This window comes from Culturomica sp., assembly GCF_003524185.1.
Taxonomy (GTDB): Bacteria; Bacteroidota; Bacteroidia; order Bacteroidales; family Marinifilaceae; genus Culturomica; species Culturomica massiliensis.
Genome location: NZ_DOED01000023.1, coordinates 83,577 through 103,257, shown reverse-complemented (window position 1 = coordinate 103,257; position 19,681 = coordinate 83,577). Strand labels below are relative to the sequence as shown.

The window sequence follows — 19,681 nt, the reverse complement described above, 5'->3', positions numbered from 1 at the left end:
AAATCATAAATCTAAAATCGTAAATCTAAAATTCATTTTATACCTATATATATTAGGTCACATATTTATAAAAACGCCACCACCATCCAATCGGAAAACAATCCCACTTTTTCGACTACATTTCATAATATTAATGGCAAATTGTCAGGAGAAACTGCTATTTTTGCAGAAAGGAATATTCAACTGGTCGAAAAGATGGAGGAATTACAGGCGATCAAGCAAAGATTCGAGATTATCGGGAATAATGAAGGCTTAAACCGGGCTATCGATGTCGCCCGACAAGTAGCACCGACAGATTTATCCGTGTTAATTACCGGCGAAAGCGGTGTTGGAAAAGAAATTTTTCCCCGCATCATTCACAGCTACAGTTCCCGGAAACATGCCCCATACATTGCCGTAAACTGCGGGGCTATTCCGGAGGGTACAATTGATTCCGAATTATTCGGACACGAAAAAGGAGCATTTACAGGAGCATTATCCGACCGGAAAGGCTATTTTGAAGTAACGGACGGAGGCACCCTGTTTTTGGATGAAGTGGGAGAACTCCCGCTCTCTACACAAGCCCGTCTGTTACGGATTCTGGAAACCGGTGAATTTATCCGGGTAGGCTCATCCAAAGTGCAGAAAACAAATGTACGGGTTATTGCAGCCACGAACCTCGATATGTCTACCGCCATTAAAAACGGAAAATTCCGGGAAGACCTTTATTACAGACTGAATACAATTCCGATCTCTATACCTCCTTTGCGGGAACGGGACGGAGATATTCAACTGTTATTCCGGAAATTCGCGGCCGACTTTGCTGAAAAATACAGAATGCCGGCGATCCGGTTGACAGAAGACGCAATCCGGCTATTAGAAACCTATCGTTGGCCGGGAAATATCCGGCAATTGAAAAACATCACCGAACAAATATCCATTATTGAGCAAGAACGACTTGTCGATGCCATAACATTGAAAAAATATATTCCGGCAGATACTCCGATACTACCGGCGCTCACAGGTACACACGACAATTCTGAAAATAATTTCGCGTCAGAAAGGGAAATTCTATACAAAATTCTTTTTGACATGAAAAAAGACATGAACGACTTGAAACGGCTGGTGTACGGCATTATTGAAAAAGAGGATCTGCCGGAAACACCCGCAACTACCAATACATCTCTAATATTAAGAAATCAATATCCTCCTCAAACATCAGAACTGCTAAAGCATTCGGCCGTTCCGGTCAACACCAAACAAGCCGAAGATCAGATACAGGACACGGAAGCTTTTATCGAAGAGTCTTTTTCTATTGAAGAGAAAGAAAAGGAACTCATCAAAAAAGCATTGGAAAAAAACCACGGAAAGCGCAAACTGGCAGCCAAAGACCTGGGTATATCAGAACGTACACTCTACCGAAAGTTAAAAGAATACGACATCGAAAATTTCTAAAACTAATATTACTATATTTGTCAGAATAATCTCAATACACATGAAATACTTTAAGCCTCTCGTTTTCACGCTATTTATTGTCCTCTGTTGCGATTCATGCAAATTAGCAAAAGTGAGTTACAACATGACAGGCGGTTCATTGAACCCTGATATCAAAACATTCTCCGTAGACTATTTCCCCAATAAAGCATTACTCGTAGTACCTTACCTGAGTACCCTATTTACGGAGAAACTACAAACTTACATGCGTACCAAAACGAGTCTCAAAGAGGTCACAGACAACAACGGCGACATCCGCTTTGAAGGTCAGATCGTCGGATATAACCAACGTCCTATAGACATCCAACGAGACGAGGTAGCAACCAACAACCGCCTGACTATTGAAATACAGGTAAAATATACCAATACGAAAGACGATAAATTCGACTTCAATACCCGCTTTTCCAATTACAAAGATTATGGTATAGACGAAGACTTCAATTCCATAGAAGAAAGTCTGATCAATGAAATCCTTGATAAAATCATTGACGATATATATAATAAAGCCATCGTAAACTGGTAACCTCCGGAAAAACATGAAAGCAGACAGGTTGATAGAACTGACATGCCACCCTGAAAAAATGGGGAGCGATGATTTACGGGAATTAGATACTCTCGTGAACCGCTATCCCTATTTCCAGGCCGGCAGAGTACTCTATCTCAAAGCCCTGCACATCTTTGCCAGTGTACGATTCCGCAATGAACTAAAAGCAGGGACCATTCACATTGCCGATCATAAGCAATTATACAAATACCTGAATAATTTATTAGAATTCGATTATCTACAACCGGAAAACAAAAAAGAAAACTCTTCTTTAAGTGATATCGTCACCGACCGGATAAAAGAGATCAACGGTTACATTCCGGTCAACACGGTCGGGATTCCGGCGCAAAAAACACCTCCGGATCGTCTCCAACAAACCGAAGACGAAACGTTGATTGATATCAATTATCAAGCGCAGCAAACGGTTTCACCTCCTGTCAGTACAGTATCCGGCAAGCCGGATACGGAAACCATCTCAAATCCGATCCTGCTGGATGGAATACCGGGGATTGTCAATGATTATGCCCAACCGGAAATTGTCGGACAAAACAAACCGGTATTTGAAAAAGTTGAGTCCCATGAGTATGAAGGTTATATTATCGAAGCCGTTCATCCCGATAAGCCGGTCCAACCGGAGACAAGTCCGGAGTCTGCCACTGATTCCGAAGCCGGAAAAATCACATACTCACCGATAGAATTGATCGAAGAAGAATTTTTCATCCCCGAAAAAGAAGAGCCGGTTGAAAAGGAAACGGTAAAAAACGTAGAGAAACACCGGCAACCGGCAATTACGCCGAAAGAATTACCGGAAATAATGGGAGCTTATCTTCTATCTGACGACACAGAGGAACAAGAAATTCCACTCGGGGAACTGGCAGGAGAATTAAAAAAGAAAAGGAAAAAACAGGAAAAAGAAAATCTGATTGACAAATTTATCAATGAAGAACCTTCCATTCCCAAAGGGCAATTGGATAGTGTAGACGACAAAGATCTATCGGAGGAAAGCAGCGCAGAAAAAGAAGATCTTTTCTCTGAAACACTTGCCAAAATATACATCAAACAAAAGCTATACGAAAAAGCCATAGCAACTTATATAAAATTAAGTTTGAAATTTCCGGAAAAAAGTGTTTACTTTGCAAACCGAATTGAGAAAATAAGGGAAAATATTAATAACAACGAATAATCATGTATACTGCAATTTCAGTTTTAATCGTAATAGTCTGCATTTTACTAATTTTAATCGTATTAGTACAAAATTCAAAAGGCGGTGGTTTAGCCTCTTCTTTTGCTGCCTCCAATCAAATTATGGGTGTAAGAAAAACAACCGATTTTTTGGAAAAGGCAACCTGGGCATTAGCTGGTGCGATGTTGCTATTATGTGTAATAGCCGCTTTAGCTATTCCGAGAGACGAAGTAGGAGGTAAATCCGCTATTCAGGAACAAGTTCAAAATGCTCCGGCAAATCAGGTAATTCCTTCTTTTACCACTCAACCGCAAAACAATGATAACGGTACGACCTCCGGAGGTGAAACGACACCGACCGAAGAACCGCAACAATAATTTATAGTTGTCAATGAAAAATAAAAAATGTCAGTATGTCAGTCATACTGACATTTTTTATTTCCTCCCTGTCAGCCTTCTTCAGACCCCACTCCAACTCCATTATTACTCTCATATTAATTTTCAATAAGTTACATTTTTTATTTATTAATCATCCTCTCCTTTCTATTTTTTGGCACAGAATATGATTTAGAAGAGACAGTTGTAACATTACAGACGTTACAACCGTTTCAACGAATATTGGTGTTGAAACCTCTCAAAGAATTTTATATAATTTATAAACTAAAAAAATAGAATCATGACACTGAAGACTGTACTTAACAAAGTAATTGTTGAGCCTGCTGAAGCAGAAACGGTAACCAAAGGGGGAATCATCATTCCCGATACCGCATTGGAAAAACCACAAAAAGGTACGATTATCGCAACCGGCCAGGGTAAAGCAGACGAGCCGATGGAGCTAAAAGCTGGTGACACGGTATTATTCGGAAAATATTCCGGAACGGAAATTCATATCGATGACAAGAAATACCTGGTCATGAACCAATCTGACATCCTGGTAGTTCTATAAGTATAAATTGTAGATTGTAACTGTAAGTTAATCCAAAATTAAAATACATTGAACTCTATAATTTAAAATCTAAAATTTAAAATCTATAATTAAATTGTTATGGCAAAAGAAATAAAATTCAATATCGAAGCCCGGGACCTGATGAAAAAAGGTGTCGACGAATTAGCAGATGCAGTAAAAGTAACTCTCGGCCCGAAAGGACGCAACGTTGTGATTGAAAAAAAATTCGGAGCTCCGCATATCACTAAAGACGGCGTGACTGTTGCCAAAGAAATCGAGTTAGCTGATCCGTATGCAAATATCGGAGCCCAAATGGTAAAAGAAGTTGCCTCCAAAACCGGTGACGATGCCGGAGACGGTACGACAACAGCTACCATCCTGGCTCAATCCATCATCAATGTAGGATTGAAAAACGTTACAGCCGGAGCCAATCCGATGGAATTGAAAAGAGGTATAGAAAAAGCGGTTGCTGCTGTAGTTAAGCATTTGGAAAGCCAAAAAGAAGTTGTAGGCAACAATTTTGAGAAAATCCGTCAGGTAGGCCGTATTTCAGCCAATGGGGACGAAACCATCGGTAATTTAATCGCTGAAGCGATGGAAAAAGTAGGCATCGAAGGTGTTATCACCGTAGAGGAAGCCAAAGGTACCGAGACTGAAGTAAAAACCGTAGGGGGTATGCAATTCGACCGGGGCTATATTTCTCCGTATTTCGTAACCGACAGTGAAAAAATGACGGTTGAATTTGAAAATCCGTATATTTTACTTTACGATAAGAAAATCTCTTCCATGAAGGAATTGCTTCCTGTTCTGGAACCCGTTGCTCAATCCGGCCGTGCTTTATTGATCATCGCTGAAGATGTTGAAAGCGAAGCATTGGCAACCCTGGTTGTCAACCGTTTGAGAGGTTCTTTGAAAATCGCCGCAGTAAAAGCACCGGGATTCGGTGACCGCCGGAAAGAAATGCTGGAAGACATCGCTATTTTAACCGGTGGCGTTGTAACCTCTGAAGACAAAGGTTTAAAGCTGGAAAACCTGACAATAGACATGTTAGGACGTGCCGACAAAATTACAATCGACAAAGAAAATACGACTATCGTAAAAGGGGCCGGTAAAAAAGAATTCATTCAGGAAAGAATTGAACAAATCAAAAAATTGATTGAAAATTCAACTTCTGACTACGATAAAGAAAAACTGAAAGAACGTTTGGCTAAATTGTCAGGAGGTGTAGCCGTACTGTATGTAGGAGCTGCTTCTGAAGTGGAAATGAAAGAAAAGAAAGACCGCATTGACGATGCTTTACATGCCACCCGTGCTGCCAGCGAAGAAGGTATCGTACCGGGAGGTGGTGTAGCTTATATCCGCGCACAGGCTACTTTGGATGGTTTGAAAGGAGAAACGGAAGACGAGCAAACCGGTATTGAAATCATCAAACGTGCTATCGAAGAACCGTTACGCCAGATTGCTTACAATGCCGGAGTAGAAGGTGCTGTTGTCGTACAAAAAGTACGTGAAGGCAAAGGCGATTTCGGATACAACGCCCGCAAGGATGTATACGAAGATCTGAAAAAAGCCGGTGTGATCGATCCGAAGAAAGTAACCCGTGTGGCTTTGGAAAACGCTGCTTCTATCGCCGGAATGTTCCTGACAACGGAATGTGTACTGGTTGAAGAGAAAAAAGACGAACCCGCAGCACCTGCAATGGGTGGCGGAATGCCGGGGATGATGTAATCCTGAATTTTCTATAAATAAAGAGAGCCTCCGAAAAACGGAGGCTTTTTTTATTCCCGAAATTTTTTAAAGCCGCCTGCCGTAATTCCTGTATCTCAAACGGAATATGTTAAAAACATTTGATTTTTATATCAAAAAGTTTATGGTAATATTTTCGTAATTAAATCGAGTTATTTACTTTTACGTTGCGAAAAATCAAATCTAAAAACAGCTCCAATGGATTATGGAATCTTCGAATTGCTGAAGCTGATCGGATCATTAGCATTGTTCCTTTATGGAATGAAGTTGCTGAGCGAATCTCTCCAAAAGCTGGCTGGCAATAAAATGCGCCAGATTTTGACAGCAATGACTTCTAACCGTGTCACAGGTGTCCTTACCGGCTTAATTATCACGGCTCTTATCCAAAGTTCTTCGGCGACCACCGTAATGGTTGTTAGTTTTGTAAATGCCGGCTTGCTTGATTTAGTCGGTTCTATTGGTGTAATTTTAGGTGCGAATGTAGGGACGACCGTAACGAGCTGGATGGTAGCTATCCTGGGGTTGGGCAAATTCAGCATGAGTGATCTGGCATTACCGATTATCGGCTGTACACTGCCGCTGCTGTTTTCAAAGAAGCGCTCCCGAAAAAACTGGGGGGAAATGTTTATCGGCTTCGGTCTGTTATTTCTAGCTCTGCGCTTTTTACAGGAAAGTATGCCGTCGAATATCCACGATTATCCCGGTGTCGGTGAGTTTATCCAACAGATCAGTTTTCTGGGATTCCGGTCGTGGATGATCTTTCTGTTTATCGGAGCTGCCTTAACAACACTTTTCCAGTCCTCCTCTGCAACGGTTGCACTGACACTGGTTATCTGTTCCAAAGGGTGGATCGGGTACGAAGATGCTGCAGCCATGATTATGGGAGAAAATATCGGGACGACAATTACAGCCAATCTGGCGGCAACAGTGGCCAACGTCCAGGCTAAACGGGCAGCCCTCGCTCATTTTATAATCAATGTATTCGGAGTTGTCTGGCTCTTTGTCATTTTCACTCCTTTTCTCCACTTTATCGGCGATTTATGCGTTACCCTCCATATCTCAAAATACAACCCCATCTATTCCGATCCCCGGCTGCTGACCGAAGCATTCTCACCGGAAGCCCGAGCCGGAGTCACCGCCTCCATCAACATGGCTATGCCGCTTGTCCTCTCCCTTTTCAACACATTAGCCAAAGGAATCAATGTCGCTCTGTTAATCTGGTTCACCAAATTCATCGCCCGCCTGGTAAGCCGTATCATACCTCCGAAGACAGGAGAAGATACATTCAAGCTAAAACATATTAAAATCGGAATGCTTTCGACACCGGATGCGTCGTTATTCCAAGCCAAGCAGGAAATATGCCATTACGGACAAAACACCCTGGAAATGTTTCACAAAATGGTACGGGCATTCAGTATGTCCCGTAACGAATATGAAAAAGAATTCGATCAGTTGCTAAAACTGGAAGATGAAAGCGACCAGGTCGAGATCGAAATTGCCGATTACCTGACGATGGTATCGGAATCCAAGCTTTCGACAGAAAACTCACAACGTGTCCGGGCCATGTTCAAAATCGTATCCGAAATCGAAAGTGTGGCCGACTCTATATTAAATGTATCTAAAGCCATATACCGCCGCAATGAGCAAGGCGTTGTCTTTCCGGAGGACTTAAGCAACAAACTGAAGCATATGTTCTCCCTGGTCGATGAATCGATCGTTATCATGTGTCAGAATCTAACGACAGAATATACCCAGGTAAATGCCAAAAAAGCGTATGAAATTGAAGACGCGATCAATAGTTACCGCACAATTCTGAAACAGGAACATTTATTGGCCATCGAAGAAAAACGATACGATTACTCAACGGGTATCTTATATAATGACATGTTTTCCGAATGTGAAAAAATCGGGGATTACACAATAAATGTAACACAATCAATCAAAGAAATTGGGCACGAAGATTAAATCCCAATCTCCTAATTTTTAAATTTTCAAATAAATTATTTATGGATTACGGACTTTTCGATTTTTTAAAGCTAATTGGTTCACTGGGGGTATTCCTCTTTGGAATGAAATTGATGAGTGAGGCCCTACAGAAAGTAGCCGGTAATAAAATGCGCCAAATTCTATCGGCTATGACCTCTAACCGGGTAAAAGGAGTAATCACCGGTATACTGATTACAGCTATTATCCAGAGTAGCTCGGCCACAACTGTTATGGTTGTCAGCTTTGTAAATGCCGGATTATTGAGTTTGATCGAATCGATCGGAGTAATCATGGGTGCCAACGTAGGTACAACTGTAACGGCCTGGCTGATCTCCATTTTAGGTTTTAAAATCAGCATGGCAGAAATATCTTTACCCCTGATCGGTCTTTGCCTGCCTCTATTATTCTCCGGAAAGCGTTCCCGGAAAAGCTGGGGAGAGTTGATTATCGGCTTCGGCTTGCTATTCATCGGCTTGGAATTTTTAAAAAATGCCATGCCCGATCTGCATAAAAATCCGGAAATATTCACATTCTTAAAGGAATATACGGACATGGGCTACGCCTCTTATATTCTTTTCATGTTAATCGGTACGGTACTGACAATCCTGATACAATCTTCTTCCGCAACAATGGCACTGACTTTGGTTATGTGTGCCAATGGCTGGATCAGCTTTGAAATCGCAGCTTCGATGGTATTGGGAGAAAACATCGGTACCACAGTAACAGCTAATCTGGCAGCCGTCGTCGCCAATACGACGGCCAAACGGGCGGCACTTGCCCATTTTGTATTCAATTTCTTCGGAGTCCTTTGGGTATTGGCTATATTCCCCATTTTTTTGAATTGGATCGAACAATTGTGTATATTTCTGGGTATCGGTAACCCGGCCACGAATGCCAGTTCCGTCCCGATGGCACTCTCCCTGTTCCACACCGTATTCAACATCACCAATGTTTTGATTTTAATCTGGTTTACCCGATTTATCGCACGGATCGTAACCAAATTGATTCCCATACGGGAAACCACAGAAGATGCTTTCAGTCTGAAACACATCAAAATCGGATTACTTTCTACCCCGGATGCCTCTTTATTCCAGGCTAAAGAAGAAATCACACTTTACGGTAAAAACACCTTATCCATGTTTCGTAAAGTAATAGAATGTCTCGATCTTCCCGCCAAGGATTTCGCTAAACCATTCGAATATTTGGTAAAACTGGAAGACGAGAGCGATAACATTGAAGTTGAAATTGCCAATTATTTGACAAAAGTTTCCGAATCCAAGCTGACAACCGAAAACTCACAGCGTGTCCGGGCCATGTTTAAAATCGTATCCGAAATCGAAAGCATTGCCGACTCTTCTCTGAACGTAGCCAAAGCCATCAACCGCCGGAATGACCAAAAAGTGACTTTCCCGGAAGAACTGACAGTAAAACTGAAACACATGTTCAGCCTGGTAGATGAAACATTGGTAACCATGTGTAAAAACCTGGCGACGGAATACAGGGACGTAAATGCTAAAAAGGCTTACGAACTGGAACATGCCATCAATGACTACCGGACGATACTGCAACAGGAACATTTGCTTGCAATTGAAGAAAAACGCTATGATTATCCGACAGGGATACTTTACAACGACATTTTCGCCGAATGTGAAAAAATCGGGGATTATGCAATCAATGTTACCCAGGCAATCAAAGAAATCGGACATGAATAAATGGTGACCGAGGATTCAATGAATCTTCGATCGCATGCTTATTTCAGGTAATTATTTCTACTTTTGTAATTCAATTATATAGACTCATAATATTATGGCACAAGAAGACGTTTTTAAAAAATTAGTAGCCCACTGCAAGGAATATGGATTTGTATTTCCGTCATCGGATATTTACGACGGGCTGGGTGCTGTGTATGACTATGGCCAGTACGGTGTGGAACTGAAAAACAATATCAAACGGTATTGGTGGGAATCCATGGTCCGGTTACACGAAAACATTGTAGGAATCGATTCTGCCATTTTTATGCATCCGACAATCTGGAAAGCATCCGGACACGTAGATGCTTTTAATGATCCGTTGATCGACAATAAAGATTCGAAGAAAAGATACCGGGCCGATGTATTGATAGAAGATCAGATAGCCAAATACGAGGATAAAATTGAAAAAGACGTCGAAAAAGCACGGAAACGCTTCGGAGAAAAATTCGACGAAACATTATTCCGCCAAACCAATCCGCAAATATTGGAACATGCAAGGAAAAAAGAGGCACTACACGAGCGGATGGCTGATGCTTTAAATGCGAATGATTTGAATGAACTACGGCAGATCATCCTCGATGAAAAAATTGTCTGCCCGATTTCAGGCACCTGTAACTGGACGGAAGTACGCCAGTTCAACCTGATGTTCTCCACCGAAATGGGTTCGACAGCAGACGGTACCAGCAAAATATATCTACGTCCGGAAACAGCGCAGGGTATCTTTGTAAATTTCCTGAATGTTCAGAAAACCGGCCGTATGAAAATACCTTTCGGTATTGCACAAATCGGTAAGGCTTTCCGGAATGAAATCGTCGCCCGTCAATTTATATTCCGGATGCGCGAATTCGAACAAATGGAAATGCAATTTTTCGTACGTCCGGGCTCGGAACTCGAATGGTTCAAAAAATGGAAGGAAACACGTATGAAATGGCACCAGCTACTCGGTTTCGGTGCAGAAAACTATCGTTTTCACGACCACGAAAAATTGGCACATTACGCCAATGCGGCTTCGGATATCGAATACCGTTTCCCGTTCGGATTCAAGGAAGTAGAGGGTATCCATTCCCGTACCGATTTCGACTTGTCCCAACATCAAAAATTTTCCGGTAAAAAGATTCAATACTTCGATACCGAACTGAATGAATCTTATGTACCTTACGTTGTCGAAACCTCCATCGGAGTAGACCGTATGTTCTTGCAAATTGTTTCTGCTGCATACTGCGAAGAAGACTTAAGCAAAGACGGCAAACAGGATTCGCGGGTCGTTATGCGCCTTCCGGCAGCTTTGGCACCGGTAAAAATGGCCATCATGCCATTGGTCAAAAAAGACGGTCTGCCGGAAAAGGCACAGCAAATCATGGACTTGTTGAAATACGACTTCAACTGCCAATACGATGAAAAAGACTCCATCGGCAAACGCTACCGCCGTCAGGATGCTATCGGTACGCCATTTTGTATTACCATCGACTACCAAACCGTAGAAGACAATACGGTAACCATCCGCAACCGCGATACCATGGAACAAGATCGTGTAACCATCGACAGCCTATTCGGTATTCTCAAAGAAAAGTGCGACATCCAAACGCTGCTGCGTAAAATCACAGACTAAACCAAACGACATACAAAACCCAAAGAGCCTGTCTATAGATTATTATTTAGACAGGCTCTTTTCATTCTGATTTTCTTTTCTTTCAAAGTCATCTTTTTCCCATCCACTGCAATAAAGATAGTCCGGGAGATATTTATCCCAGAGGAAAGCCGGAGAGGCTACGTATGAATATGACCATTCCGGCCATCTGTTAAAAGATTCCCGCAGGGCTTTGAAATTTAAGTATAATCTTTTAAATTTGACAGAACGGGCGGAGGATTTGTCGGGATTGGAGGTGATCCGCTACGTATATGGCTACGACGGGCTGAAGAATAGAGCGATAAGCGGAGCCGGTATAGAATACGTCTATCTGGGTTCTTTGATATATATGGGCTTTGCGCAATCTCTGAATCCGGAAAGCATTGTTTTTCCGGAGGGTCGTATTGCTTTTTCCGGTCAGGTTCCGCAAACTTATTACCACCTGACAGACCATCTGGGGAGTGTGCGGACGATTCTGTCTTCCGATGGCAGTGTCAGGGAACGAAACGGCTACTATCCCCTTCGGTGCCCGTCATTCCCGCAGCGATTATCCCCAACTGGCACAAAACCGCTACAAATACAACGGCAAAGAATCGCAGCAAAACTGGAAACGATAACAAAGAACCGTTGGTGCAATTTTGAGAACTGATTTAGAGGATGATTATTACAATTATGCACAGATTTTGGAATTTGGAGTAACTTTCTTTGATATCCATGTAAAAGAAGCCAAATTAGAAAGTTTGGATATCTTATTCGAAAAACCAATTTTATTTATTGTAGAAGTATACAATGATATGATTACAAGGGGAAGATGGATAAAAGTCGGAAAATTACCCATCATTGATTTTGAAAACTATGCAAGGCGAGTAATCGGACTTCCTATTCGCCCATACGATTTAAATCACAGTAAAACAATAAGAACCAATTCTACAAAATGAAAACACATATTTATTTGACGCTAATTTATTTGAATATTTTTTTTAATTTAAATGCCCAAACAGGAATTGCAGGGAATGAACAATATAATTCTTATGAGCAATGCATTTATATTGATAATTTGGCACAAAAATTAACTCCTGACATCTTTGTTAGCCTATATTATTCTAAACTTAAAACATCTGATTTTAAAACTTCGCAAGTAATTGACACCATTCACCAAAAAAGAGAAGTGCATACCTACACTAAAAAAGCAAAAGACGGTTATTTATTTGTGAATAAAAGCATTATGGATAAAATTAGAGGTTTAGATTACGATTTGGACAAATTGAAAGTATCCTATGTGTATAACAATAAAGCTGTAACGACAAAGGAAGATGTAATGCGGATTATTAAGTTAAGAAAAAAACATACTCAGATTTTTAAAATTTTACAAGATAAACAGCCGGGAGTAATAACTGTATATATTTTCGACAAATAGTACCGATTGGCGTAAGTTTTCGAACTTGCGCCTTTTTCTTTTCAAAAACGTGATTTTGTGAAAGACTTTCGAAAAGAGAAGTAATCTTTCCTCCGCACTTAGCTATACGCCTTTTCCTACAACAGTGCCGGACGTTTTACGGACAGCCGCCGGTATACCCTGAAAAACGGATCGATGAGTCCGGACAATTATTTCTGTGAAAAAATCTCACCTTATGATTTAAAGTGCCAGACGGGTCTTCTTTATTTCCCATTATTTTTAAACGATAACAAAAACGGGAATATAACATTCAACGAATTTATTTAACACCTCACATCCAATCTTTTAAGTAGACCGACCGTATAACAGCTTGTAATAAATAAAAACACACAAGCTATGAGAAAAATTTTTGCACTGATTTTACTGACATTTATCGCTGTTGCTCTCTGCCGTCCGGTAAAAGCGCAGAAAATAAATGTAGCATCTATCTCTGAAAAAAAGGATCTGCATAATTTTTACAAAATGATGAAAGAAGCTTTTCCTTTAGCCTATAATGATCCGGCAGCTCCCCGTTTTATCTTTTTTGACAACGACAGACGTTTTGTTTTCGGTATCGGAGGTTATGTACAGGCAACCGGAGTATATGATTTCAACGGAGTGGAAGACTACAACTTTTTCACAACTTCGGCCATTGCCCCCAAAGGCCATCAGGCCGGTTCCAGTTTCGGCATGACCGTCAATCAATCCCGGATTTTCTTCAAATTAGTCGGCGATACAGACCGGGGACGTTTGGTGTCTTACATCGAAATGCAGTTTGAAGGACCGTCAAATACACCCAAATTAAACCAGGCCTTTGTTCAGTTTAAAGGTTTTTTGGTAGGGCAAGCCTGGAGTACTTTCTGTGACATGCCCGCCGTTCCGACCACGATCGATCAGGAAGGTCCCTCAAGCAGCATAGAAGTCAGACAACCCCAGGTCCGGTATACTCACAAATTCAACGATAAATGGCAGGCATCCCTGGCTCTGGAATACGCTGTCCCGGATTATACAAATCAGGCAGATAATTATACGGCCAATATACGCCAACGGATTCCGGATATCCCATTGGTAGCCAAATATACCTTCAAAAACGGAGGACATTTACAGGGAGGTGCTATTCTACGGAATATCTACTACAAAGACAATGTCCGGGACAAAGACAAAGTTGTCACCGGATGGGGTACAACTTTAAGCGGAGTCATTCCGATGTGCCAAAAAACAAGTTTTATGTTCCAGGGGGTATACGGTAAAGCCATAGCCAATTACATACAGGACATCAGCGACCTCGGTTACGACCTGATCCCGAATCCGGATAAAAACGGACGTCTGAAAGCGTCCGCCATGTGGGGATTTTTTGCCGCTGTACAACAAAACTGGACACCGGATTTATATTCGACATTGACCTACAGTTATGCACGCATGGAAAACATTGGCGACCTAGCTTCCACCAATTACAAATATGCCCAATATGCCGGCGTGAATTTACTTTGGAATTTTACAGAATACGGAACAACCGGTATCGAATATGTTTTCGGCCGCCGCAACAATTTCGACAAGAACTACGGTAATGCCAATCGTATCAATGCCATGTTGCAATACCGGTTCTAATAGATTCCATTCATAAAAAATGAAAGTCCATAAAACCGAATAGCCGGTCATATTTATACGGCCCCTTCAATTTTAGATTTATGATTCTTCCTTTTTACCGGAGAGGATTGTGTATTCAATCTAAAACCGTAAATCTAAAATCTACAATACAGATGAAGGATTTATTCGGTTTTATGGACTTTCAACCCTCATTTTTCAGCCTTAAAACGGCTTCTTTGTCTTTCTGCAACTGAAGTTGTAACTCGCCGGTATTTTCGAATTTCCGCTCTCCCCGGATCCGTTCCAATACAGTCACCGTAATACCGGCTCCGTAAATATCCCGGTCAAAATCAAAAATATGCACTTCCAGGCGGACAATACCCGAGGTACTGACTGTCGGGCGGACACCGACATTAAGCATTCCTTCGTATGTTTCCCCGTCTATGTATACATGAGCCGCATATACACCTGCTGCGGGCAATAGTTTCCGATGGTCACTTACATTTATATTCGCTGTGGGGAAGCCCATCTGCCGTCCGATTTTATCACCGTGTACGACAATCCCGCTGATAGGATAGTCATAACCAAGCAAAGCCTTCACCAAACCGACATCCCCCAATTCCAAAGCCGTCCGTATCTTGGTGGAACTGATATTGACTTCCCGGGTAACACAAACCTCTTCCTGTTCTATGTGAAAATGATATTTTCCGGCTAAAATCTTCAATGCCTCAAAATCACCTTCCCGGTCCTTTCCGAAACGATGGTCGTATCCCACAACCAAACCGGCGATACCGATCTTATCCACCAATATATGTTTGACAAAATCATCATACGTCAAATTAGCCAGTTCTTCCGTGAATTTTAAAACGATCAAATGCTGAATGCCGTATTCGGACAATATTTTTATCTTTTCATCCAAGGTCGTCAAAATACCGGGACGCTTTTCTAAAGGGTAAAGAACTTCCCGGGGATGGGGATCAAAACTGATGATTACCGATTCACCCTGCAACTTCCGGGCACAACGTCTCAAACCCTCAATCACCTGCACATGCCCTTTATGTACCCCATCGAAACTTCCGATCGTCACAACCGGTTTCTCGATACGTATATTTTCTAATCCGTAATGAACTTGCATTCTATCCAAATAAAAATGAAAAGTGAAAATAGCTTTTCGGTTGAGGATACAAAAATACGAAATTGTTACAAGTTAACAAGTTGCCAAAGGACAAAGAAAAGAGGGATTTCACATTTCAGATTTATGATTTCTGATTTTCGATTCCTTCTTAATCCGACAGACAACCGTTTATTTAACTATGCATATCATATCCTGCAATTTACAGATCGTATTTCATAAAATTATACCTAAAACATACCCCCGAAGTCGGATAAAACTTCGGGGGTATTTCAGTTTTCATGAGTTGTTATACCTGTTACCCGCATTTAGAAGTTCCGCAGGTTTTACAAATCAGGCAACCTTCCTGATAAACAACAGGAGAGCCGCAATTCTCACAAACCTCTCCGGCAGCCTCCGTGCCATCCGGAACATATTTTTTCAAGGCTCTTTCAACACCGTTTTTCCAGGTATTGATATTCTCGTTATCGAATTCCATTGTACCGATCAGTGCAATAATCTGGTGTATCGGCATTCCATAACGCAATACCCCGGAAATCAATTTTGCATAATTCCAGTATTCTTTATTGAACTTATAAGAAAGTCCTTCAACGGTTGTCTTAAAACCTCTTTTGTTACAGAACTGGAAGTCGTAGCGGGAATTGCCTTCTTCGTCATAATGTTTCACGATTTTTCCGGTTACAACAGACTTCGGCAGCATAATGCCTTCCTCGTCATCAGCAATACCCGTAAATATTTCATAAGGACGTCCCTGATACAAACCGACAAAAGCAATCCATTTCTCTTTATTGTTCTGAAAACGTACCACCTCTGCATCCAATTCGGCCGGTCGTTTGGAAGGCATTTTGAATTCATCCGGTCCTTTTTTCTCTTTTGCAGAAACCAATACGCCGGAACGGGAACCGTCGCGATACACGGTACATCCTTTGCAACCGCTTTTCCAGGCTTCGATATACAACTGTCCGACCAGTTCTTCGGTTACATCAGACGGTAAATTTACAGTCACACTGATAGAATGGTCTACCCATTTTTGAATCATTCCCTGCATTCTGACTTTAGCCACCCAGTCAATATCATTGGAAGTCGCTTTATAATAAGGCGATTCAGCTACCAAACGGTCTATTTCCTCATCCGAATAATGCTTGGTCATATCATAACCGTTAACCTTCATCCACTCGGCAAATTTATGATGAAACACGATAAATTCCTCAAAAGAATCTCCGGATTCATCCACAAAATCCACATGCACATTCACATCATTCGGATTCACCTTTCTTCTTCTCTTATACACCGGCATAAATACAGGCTCTATTCCGGAAGTCGTCTGGGTCATCAAACTGGTCGTGCCCGTAGGTGCAATTGTCAGACAGGCTATATTACGACGTCCGTATTTCACCATCTCTTCGTACATATCCGGAGCAGCTTCCCGTAAACGTTGAATATACGGATTATTCTCTTCCCGCTTGGCATTGAAAATCTTAAAACTACCTCTGTCCTTAGCCAGATTTACCGACGAACGGTAAGCTTCTACAGCCAGGGTTTTCTGGATTTCTACCGCAAAATCAGTAGCTTCGTCACTACCGTAACGCAAACCCAAAGCTGCCAGCATGTCTCCTTCTGCCGTAATGCCGACTCCCGTACGTCTTCCCTCTTTAGCTTTCCGGCGGATTTTCTGCCACAAACGGATCTCGACACCTTTTACTTCCTCATCTTCCGGATCGGTGTCAATCTTTTCCAGAATTGTATCGATCTTCTCTAACTCCAGGTCGATAATATCATCCATGATCCGTTGTGCTATGGCTACATGCTTTTTAAACAAATCAAAGTCAAAGCTGGCATTCTTCGTAAACGGATTCTGCACGTAAGAATACAAATTGATGGCTAACAAACGACAGGAATCATAAGGACACAAAGGAATTTCTCCGCAAGGATTTGTCGATACAGTACGATATCCCAGATCCGCATAACAGTCGGGAACACTTTCCCGGATAATCGTATCCCAGAACAATATGCCCGGTTCTGCCGATTTCCATGCGTTATGGACAATTTTATTCCACAATTGCCGCGCATTGATGTCTTTTACATTTTTAGGCGTATCGGAATAGATCGGATATTTCTGCGTATACTCGTGATCATCAACCACTGCCTGCATAAACTTGTCATCAATTTTTACCGATACATTCGCTCCCGTCACTTTTCCTTCCGTCATCTTTGCATCAATAAAGCTTTCTGAATCCGGATGGTTAATAGACACACTCAGCATCAATGCTCCCCGGCGTCCATCCTGAGCAACTTCGCGGGTAGAATTGGAATAACGTTCCATAAAAGGTACAATACCCGTTGACGTCAAAGCTGAATTCTTTACAGGAGACCCTTTGGGCCGGATATGAGACAAATCATGACCGACTCCCCCCCGGCGTTTCATCAACTGTACCTGTTCCTGATCGATCTTCATAACACCGCCGTAAGAATCCGAAGGTCCGTCATGACCGATGACAAAACAATTGGATAAAGAGGCGATCTGAAAGTCATTACCGATTCCGGTCATCGGCCCCCCTTGCGGTACGATGTATTTAAAATCCCGCAAAACCTCAAAAATCTCATCTTCAGACATCGGATTTTCGTATGTCTTCTCAATACGAGAAATTTCTTTGGCCAATCTCCGATGCATATCATCCGGATTCTTTTCAAAAATATTACCAAAAGAATCTTTCAATGCATACTTATTTACCCAAACCCGAGCCGCAAGCTCGTCTCCTTTAAAGTATTCCAATGAACTTTGAAACGCCTCTTCCTGGGTGTAAGTCCCTTCTTTTACTGATACCTGCTCATTCATTTCTATATATTTTATCGTACTATTCTTTATTGAACTGAATGAAGCAAAGATATGGAAAAAAATCAAAAAAGGCACAACAAAACAGGTATCATTTTTTTAAAAGTTTTCCAATTAAAATACTTAAATAGTTATATATTAAATACATACCAATTTTTAAACACCAAAAAGTTTTCCAAAAAAATATTTTATCACCAGAGAAACAATATCAAAAATATTATTTAAGACATTCTTAAAATAACTATAACCTGAAATCGTAGATCAGTCAATTCCAACGACCTATTCCAAGTTTCAGTAAACAATAAAGAAGATGATTTAATAAAGATCGATAATATCCCGGGGGATAGAAGTAATTATTTTTTTATCATCCCAACTTACCTCTTTTATATAATTTTCGGAAAGCGGTAAAAGGATTTCTTTTCCAAAAATATCGATCGAAAAGACAACATTACCGGAATAATCTGCGACATCGGTTATTTTCCCTGTTTCACCCGAAAGCACATCCTCCACGTCGAAACCGTTCAAATCAAAAATATCAAATTCTCCTTCCTCTTCTTCCTCTTCTTCCTCCTCTTTCAATAATTTCTTTTCGAGCAGTATATCATTTCCAAGCAATCGCTCCGCCAAAACCAGGCTATCTACATAATCGAATTTCACGATATAAGAAGTATGATTTCTCGTGACCAATCCGTCCGGTGCTATAAAAAAAGGAACCGGTGCTCCGTCCAAAAGAACGAATACCGGTTCACTTACATACTTTTCAAGAAGATCATTATCGGTCGTTACGACAACCTGCCCATCTAAACTATGGGTTTTTGTTATTGTGCCGATTTTAATACAATCTTCTTTCGCTATCATTTCTGACTTATTCTGCGGCAGGTGTTTCTTCAACAGCAGGAGCAGCTTCTTCTGCAACCGGAGCTTCAGCAGCGGCAGCAGCTTCTTCTTCAGCTTTCTTCGCAGCTTCGGCAGCTTCTAATTCTGCACGTTTTTTAGCCACGATTTCTTCTTTTGCAGCCCGTACTTTTGCTTCAGCCTCTAAACGTGCTTTAGCAGCCTCATCACCTTCCTGAGCCAACTTGCCAATCTTCTCCTGAATCTTAGCATCTTTGGATTTCAACCAGGCTTCGAATTTGCTTTCAGCAGCAGCTTCATCAAAAGCTCCCTTTTTAACACCTTCCAAAAGATGCTTTTTCAACAATACACCTTTGTAAGACAGGATTCTCTTAGCCGTATCCGTAGGCTGCGCCCCGGTCATCAACCAATACAATGCTCTGTCAAAATTGAGATTGATAGTAGCAGGATTCGTATTCGGATCATACGTACCTACTTTTTCAATAAACCGACCATCACGTGGTGCTCTACTATCTGCTATCACTACATGATAGAATGGACGACCCTTGCGTCCGTGTCTCGCTAATCTGATTTTTGTAGCCATT

17 protein-coding genes are annotated in these 19,681 nt (G+C 41.4%); 13 read left to right on the top strand and 4 right to left on the bottom strand.

The window, feature by feature from the left end; genetic code table 11:
• Nucleotides 1-195 precede the first annotated feature (195 nt).
• The 13 genes from DD657_RS08345 (at nucleotide 196) to DD657_RS08285 (ending at nucleotide 14,298) form a co-directional block, all read left to right on the top strand.
• Nucleotides 196-1,434 carry a sigma-54 interaction domain-containing protein gene (locus tag DD657_RS08345; RefSeq protein WP_021987945.1) on the top strand — a complete coding sequence of 413 codons (1,239 nt, stop codon included), beginning with the start codon at nucleotides 196-198 and terminating at the stop codon, nucleotides 1,432-1,434.
• Between the two features lie 40 nt (nucleotides 1,435-1,474).
• The gene (locus tag DD657_RS08340) at nucleotides 1,475-1,996 is read left to right on the top strand and encodes an LptE family protein (RefSeq protein ID WP_021987944.1); all 522 of its coding nucleotides are present in this window, start codon (nucleotides 1,475-1,477) and stop codon (nucleotides 1,994-1,996) included.
• 13 nt (nucleotides 1,997-2,009) lie between these two features.
• Nucleotides 2,010-3,200 carry a DUF8458 domain-containing protein gene (locus tag DD657_RS08335; protein WP_287049562.1) on the top strand — a complete coding sequence of 397 codons (1,191 nt, stop codon included), beginning with the start codon at nucleotides 2,010-2,012 and terminating at the stop codon, nucleotides 3,198-3,200.
• A 2-nt stretch (nucleotides 3,201-3,202) separates the two neighbouring features.
• Entirely contained in the window at nucleotides 3,203-3,577 is a 375-nt protein-coding gene (secG, locus tag DD657_RS08330) for a preprotein translocase subunit SecG (RefSeq protein ID WP_287049560.1), read from the top strand.
• A 298-nt stretch (nucleotides 3,578-3,875) separates the two neighbouring features.
• A complete protein-coding gene (locus DD657_RS08325) occupies nucleotides 3,876-4,145 on the top strand; it encodes a co-chaperone GroES (RefSeq protein WP_021987940.1) in 270 nt (89 codons plus the stop codon).
• A 99-nt stretch (nucleotides 4,146-4,244) separates the two neighbouring features.
• Complete coding sequence (groL, locus tag DD657_RS08320; RefSeq protein ID WP_021987939.1) at nucleotides 4,245-5,873, top strand: chaperonin GroEL; 1,629 nt, start codon at nucleotides 4,245-4,247, stop codon at nucleotides 5,871-5,873.
• A 216-nt stretch (nucleotides 5,874-6,089) separates the two neighbouring features.
• Nucleotides 6,090-7,856 (top strand): Na/Pi cotransporter family protein, encoded by a 1,767-nt coding sequence (locus DD657_RS08315; protein WP_068691565.1) that lies wholly within the window; start codon nucleotides 6,090-6,092, stop codon nucleotides 7,854-7,856.
• Between the two features lie 41 nt (nucleotides 7,857-7,897).
• On the top strand, nucleotides 7,898-9,589 hold the full coding sequence (locus tag DD657_RS08310; protein ID WP_021987937.1) for a Na/Pi cotransporter family protein: 1,692 nt from the start codon (nucleotides 7,898-7,900) through the stop codon (nucleotides 9,587-9,589).
• A 94-nt stretch (nucleotides 9,590-9,683) separates the two neighbouring features.
• The gene (locus DD657_RS08305) at nucleotides 9,684-11,237 is read left to right on the top strand and encodes a glycine--tRNA ligase (protein WP_287049556.1); all 1,554 of its coding nucleotides are present in this window, start codon (nucleotides 9,684-9,686) and stop codon (nucleotides 11,235-11,237) included.
• A 238-nt stretch (nucleotides 11,238-11,475) separates the two neighbouring features.
• On the top strand, nucleotides 11,476-11,904 hold the full coding sequence (locus DD657_RS08300; protein ID WP_287049554.1) for a hypothetical protein: 429 nt from the start codon (nucleotides 11,476-11,478) through the stop codon (nucleotides 11,902-11,904).
• On the top strand, nucleotides 11,894-12,193 hold the full coding sequence (locus DD657_RS08295; protein ID WP_287049552.1) for an Imm26 family immunity protein: 300 nt from the start codon (nucleotides 11,894-11,896) through the stop codon (nucleotides 12,191-12,193). Before DD657_RS08300 ends, DD657_RS08295 begins: the two co-directional genes overlap by 11 nt.
• Nucleotides 12,190-12,672, top strand: coding sequence for a hypothetical protein (locus DD657_RS08290; RefSeq protein ID WP_287049551.1), 483 nt, complete (start codon nucleotides 12,190-12,192; stop codon nucleotides 12,670-12,672). The genes DD657_RS08295 and DD657_RS08290 overlap by 4 nt, the downstream gene beginning before the upstream one ends.
• Nucleotides 12,673-13,047: 375 nt before the next feature.
• Complete coding sequence (locus DD657_RS08285) at nucleotides 13,048-14,298, top strand: DcaP family trimeric outer membrane transporter (protein WP_068691551.1); 1,251 nt, start codon at nucleotides 13,048-13,050, stop codon at nucleotides 14,296-14,298.
• Nucleotides 14,299-14,479: 181 nt separating this feature from the next.
• On the opposite strand, the gene DD657_RS08280 is transcribed toward DD657_RS08285, so the two are convergent.
• The 4 genes from DD657_RS08280 to DD657_RS08265 all read right to left on the bottom strand — a co-directional run bounded on the left by DD657_RS08280 (nucleotide 14,480) and on the right by DD657_RS08265 (nucleotide 19,680).
• Nucleotides 14,480-15,412 carry a bifunctional riboflavin kinase/FAD synthetase gene (locus tag DD657_RS08280; protein ID WP_068691549.1) on the bottom strand — a complete coding sequence of 311 codons (933 nt, stop codon included), beginning with the start codon at nucleotides 15,410-15,412 and terminating at the stop codon, nucleotides 14,480-14,482.
• Between the two features lie 295 nt (nucleotides 15,413-15,707).
• Complete coding sequence (locus DD657_RS08275) at nucleotides 15,708-18,245, bottom strand: adenosylcobalamin-dependent ribonucleoside-diphosphate reductase (protein WP_021987931.1); 2,538 nt, start codon at nucleotides 18,243-18,245, stop codon at nucleotides 15,708-15,710.
• 312 nt (nucleotides 18,246-18,557) lie between these two features.
• On the bottom strand, nucleotides 18,558-19,100 hold the full coding sequence (gene rimM / locus DD657_RS08270; RefSeq protein WP_287049549.1) for a ribosome maturation factor RimM: 543 nt from the start codon (nucleotides 19,098-19,100) through the stop codon (nucleotides 18,558-18,560).
• A gap of 7 nt (nucleotides 19,101-19,107) precedes the next feature.
• Nucleotides 19,108-19,680 carry a 30S ribosomal protein S16 gene (locus tag DD657_RS08265; RefSeq protein ID WP_021987929.1) on the bottom strand — a complete coding sequence of 191 codons (573 nt, stop codon included), beginning with the start codon at nucleotides 19,678-19,680 and terminating at the stop codon, nucleotides 19,108-19,110.
• Nucleotide 19,681: the final 1 nt, after the last annotated feature.

Coding starts and splice junctions, on each gene's coding strand:
- DD657_RS08345 (WP_021987945.1), top strand. CDS start 196: ATGGAGGAATTACAGGCGATCAAGCAAAGATTCGAGATTATCGGGAAT.
- DD657_RS08340 (WP_021987944.1), top strand. CDS start 1,475: ATGAAATACTTTAAGCCTCTCGTTTTCACGCTATTTATTGTCCTCTGT.
- DD657_RS08335 (WP_287049562.1), top strand. CDS start 2,010: ATGAAAGCAGACAGGTTGATAGAACTGACATGCCACCCTGAAAAAATG.
- secG (WP_287049560.1), top strand. CDS start 3,203: ATGTATACTGCAATTTCAGTTTTAATCGTAATAGTCTGCATTTTACTA.
- DD657_RS08325 (WP_021987940.1), top strand. CDS start 3,876: ATGACACTGAAGACTGTACTTAACAAAGTAATTGTTGAGCCTGCTGAA.
- groL (WP_021987939.1), top strand. CDS start 4,245: ATGGCAAAAGAAATAAAATTCAATATCGAAGCCCGGGACCTGATGAAA.
- DD657_RS08315 (WP_068691565.1), top strand. CDS start 6,090: ATGGATTATGGAATCTTCGAATTGCTGAAGCTGATCGGATCATTAGCA.
- DD657_RS08310 (WP_021987937.1), top strand. CDS start 7,898: ATGGATTACGGACTTTTCGATTTTTTAAAGCTAATTGGTTCACTGGGG.
- DD657_RS08305 (WP_287049556.1), top strand. CDS start 9,684: ATGGCACAAGAAGACGTTTTTAAAAAATTAGTAGCCCACTGCAAGGAA.
- DD657_RS08290 (WP_287049551.1), top strand. CDS start 12,190: ATGAAAACACATATTTATTTGACGCTAATTTATTTGAATATTTTTTTT.
- DD657_RS08285 (WP_068691551.1), top strand. CDS start 13,048: ATGAGAAAAATTTTTGCACTGATTTTACTGACATTTATCGCTGTTGCT.
- DD657_RS08280 (WP_068691549.1), bottom strand. CDS start 15,412: ATGCAAGTTCATTACGGATTAGAAAATATACGTATCGAGAAACCGGTT.
- DD657_RS08275 (WP_021987931.1), bottom strand. CDS start 18,245: ATGAATGAGCAGGTATCAGTAAAAGAAGGGACTTACACCCAGGAAGAG.
- rimM (WP_287049549.1), bottom strand. CDS start 19,100: ATGATAGCGAAAGAAGATTGTATTAAAATCGGCACAATAACAAAAACC.
- DD657_RS08265 (WP_021987929.1), bottom strand. CDS start 19,680: ATGGCTACAAAAATCAGATTAGCGAGACACGGACGCAAGGGTCGTCCA.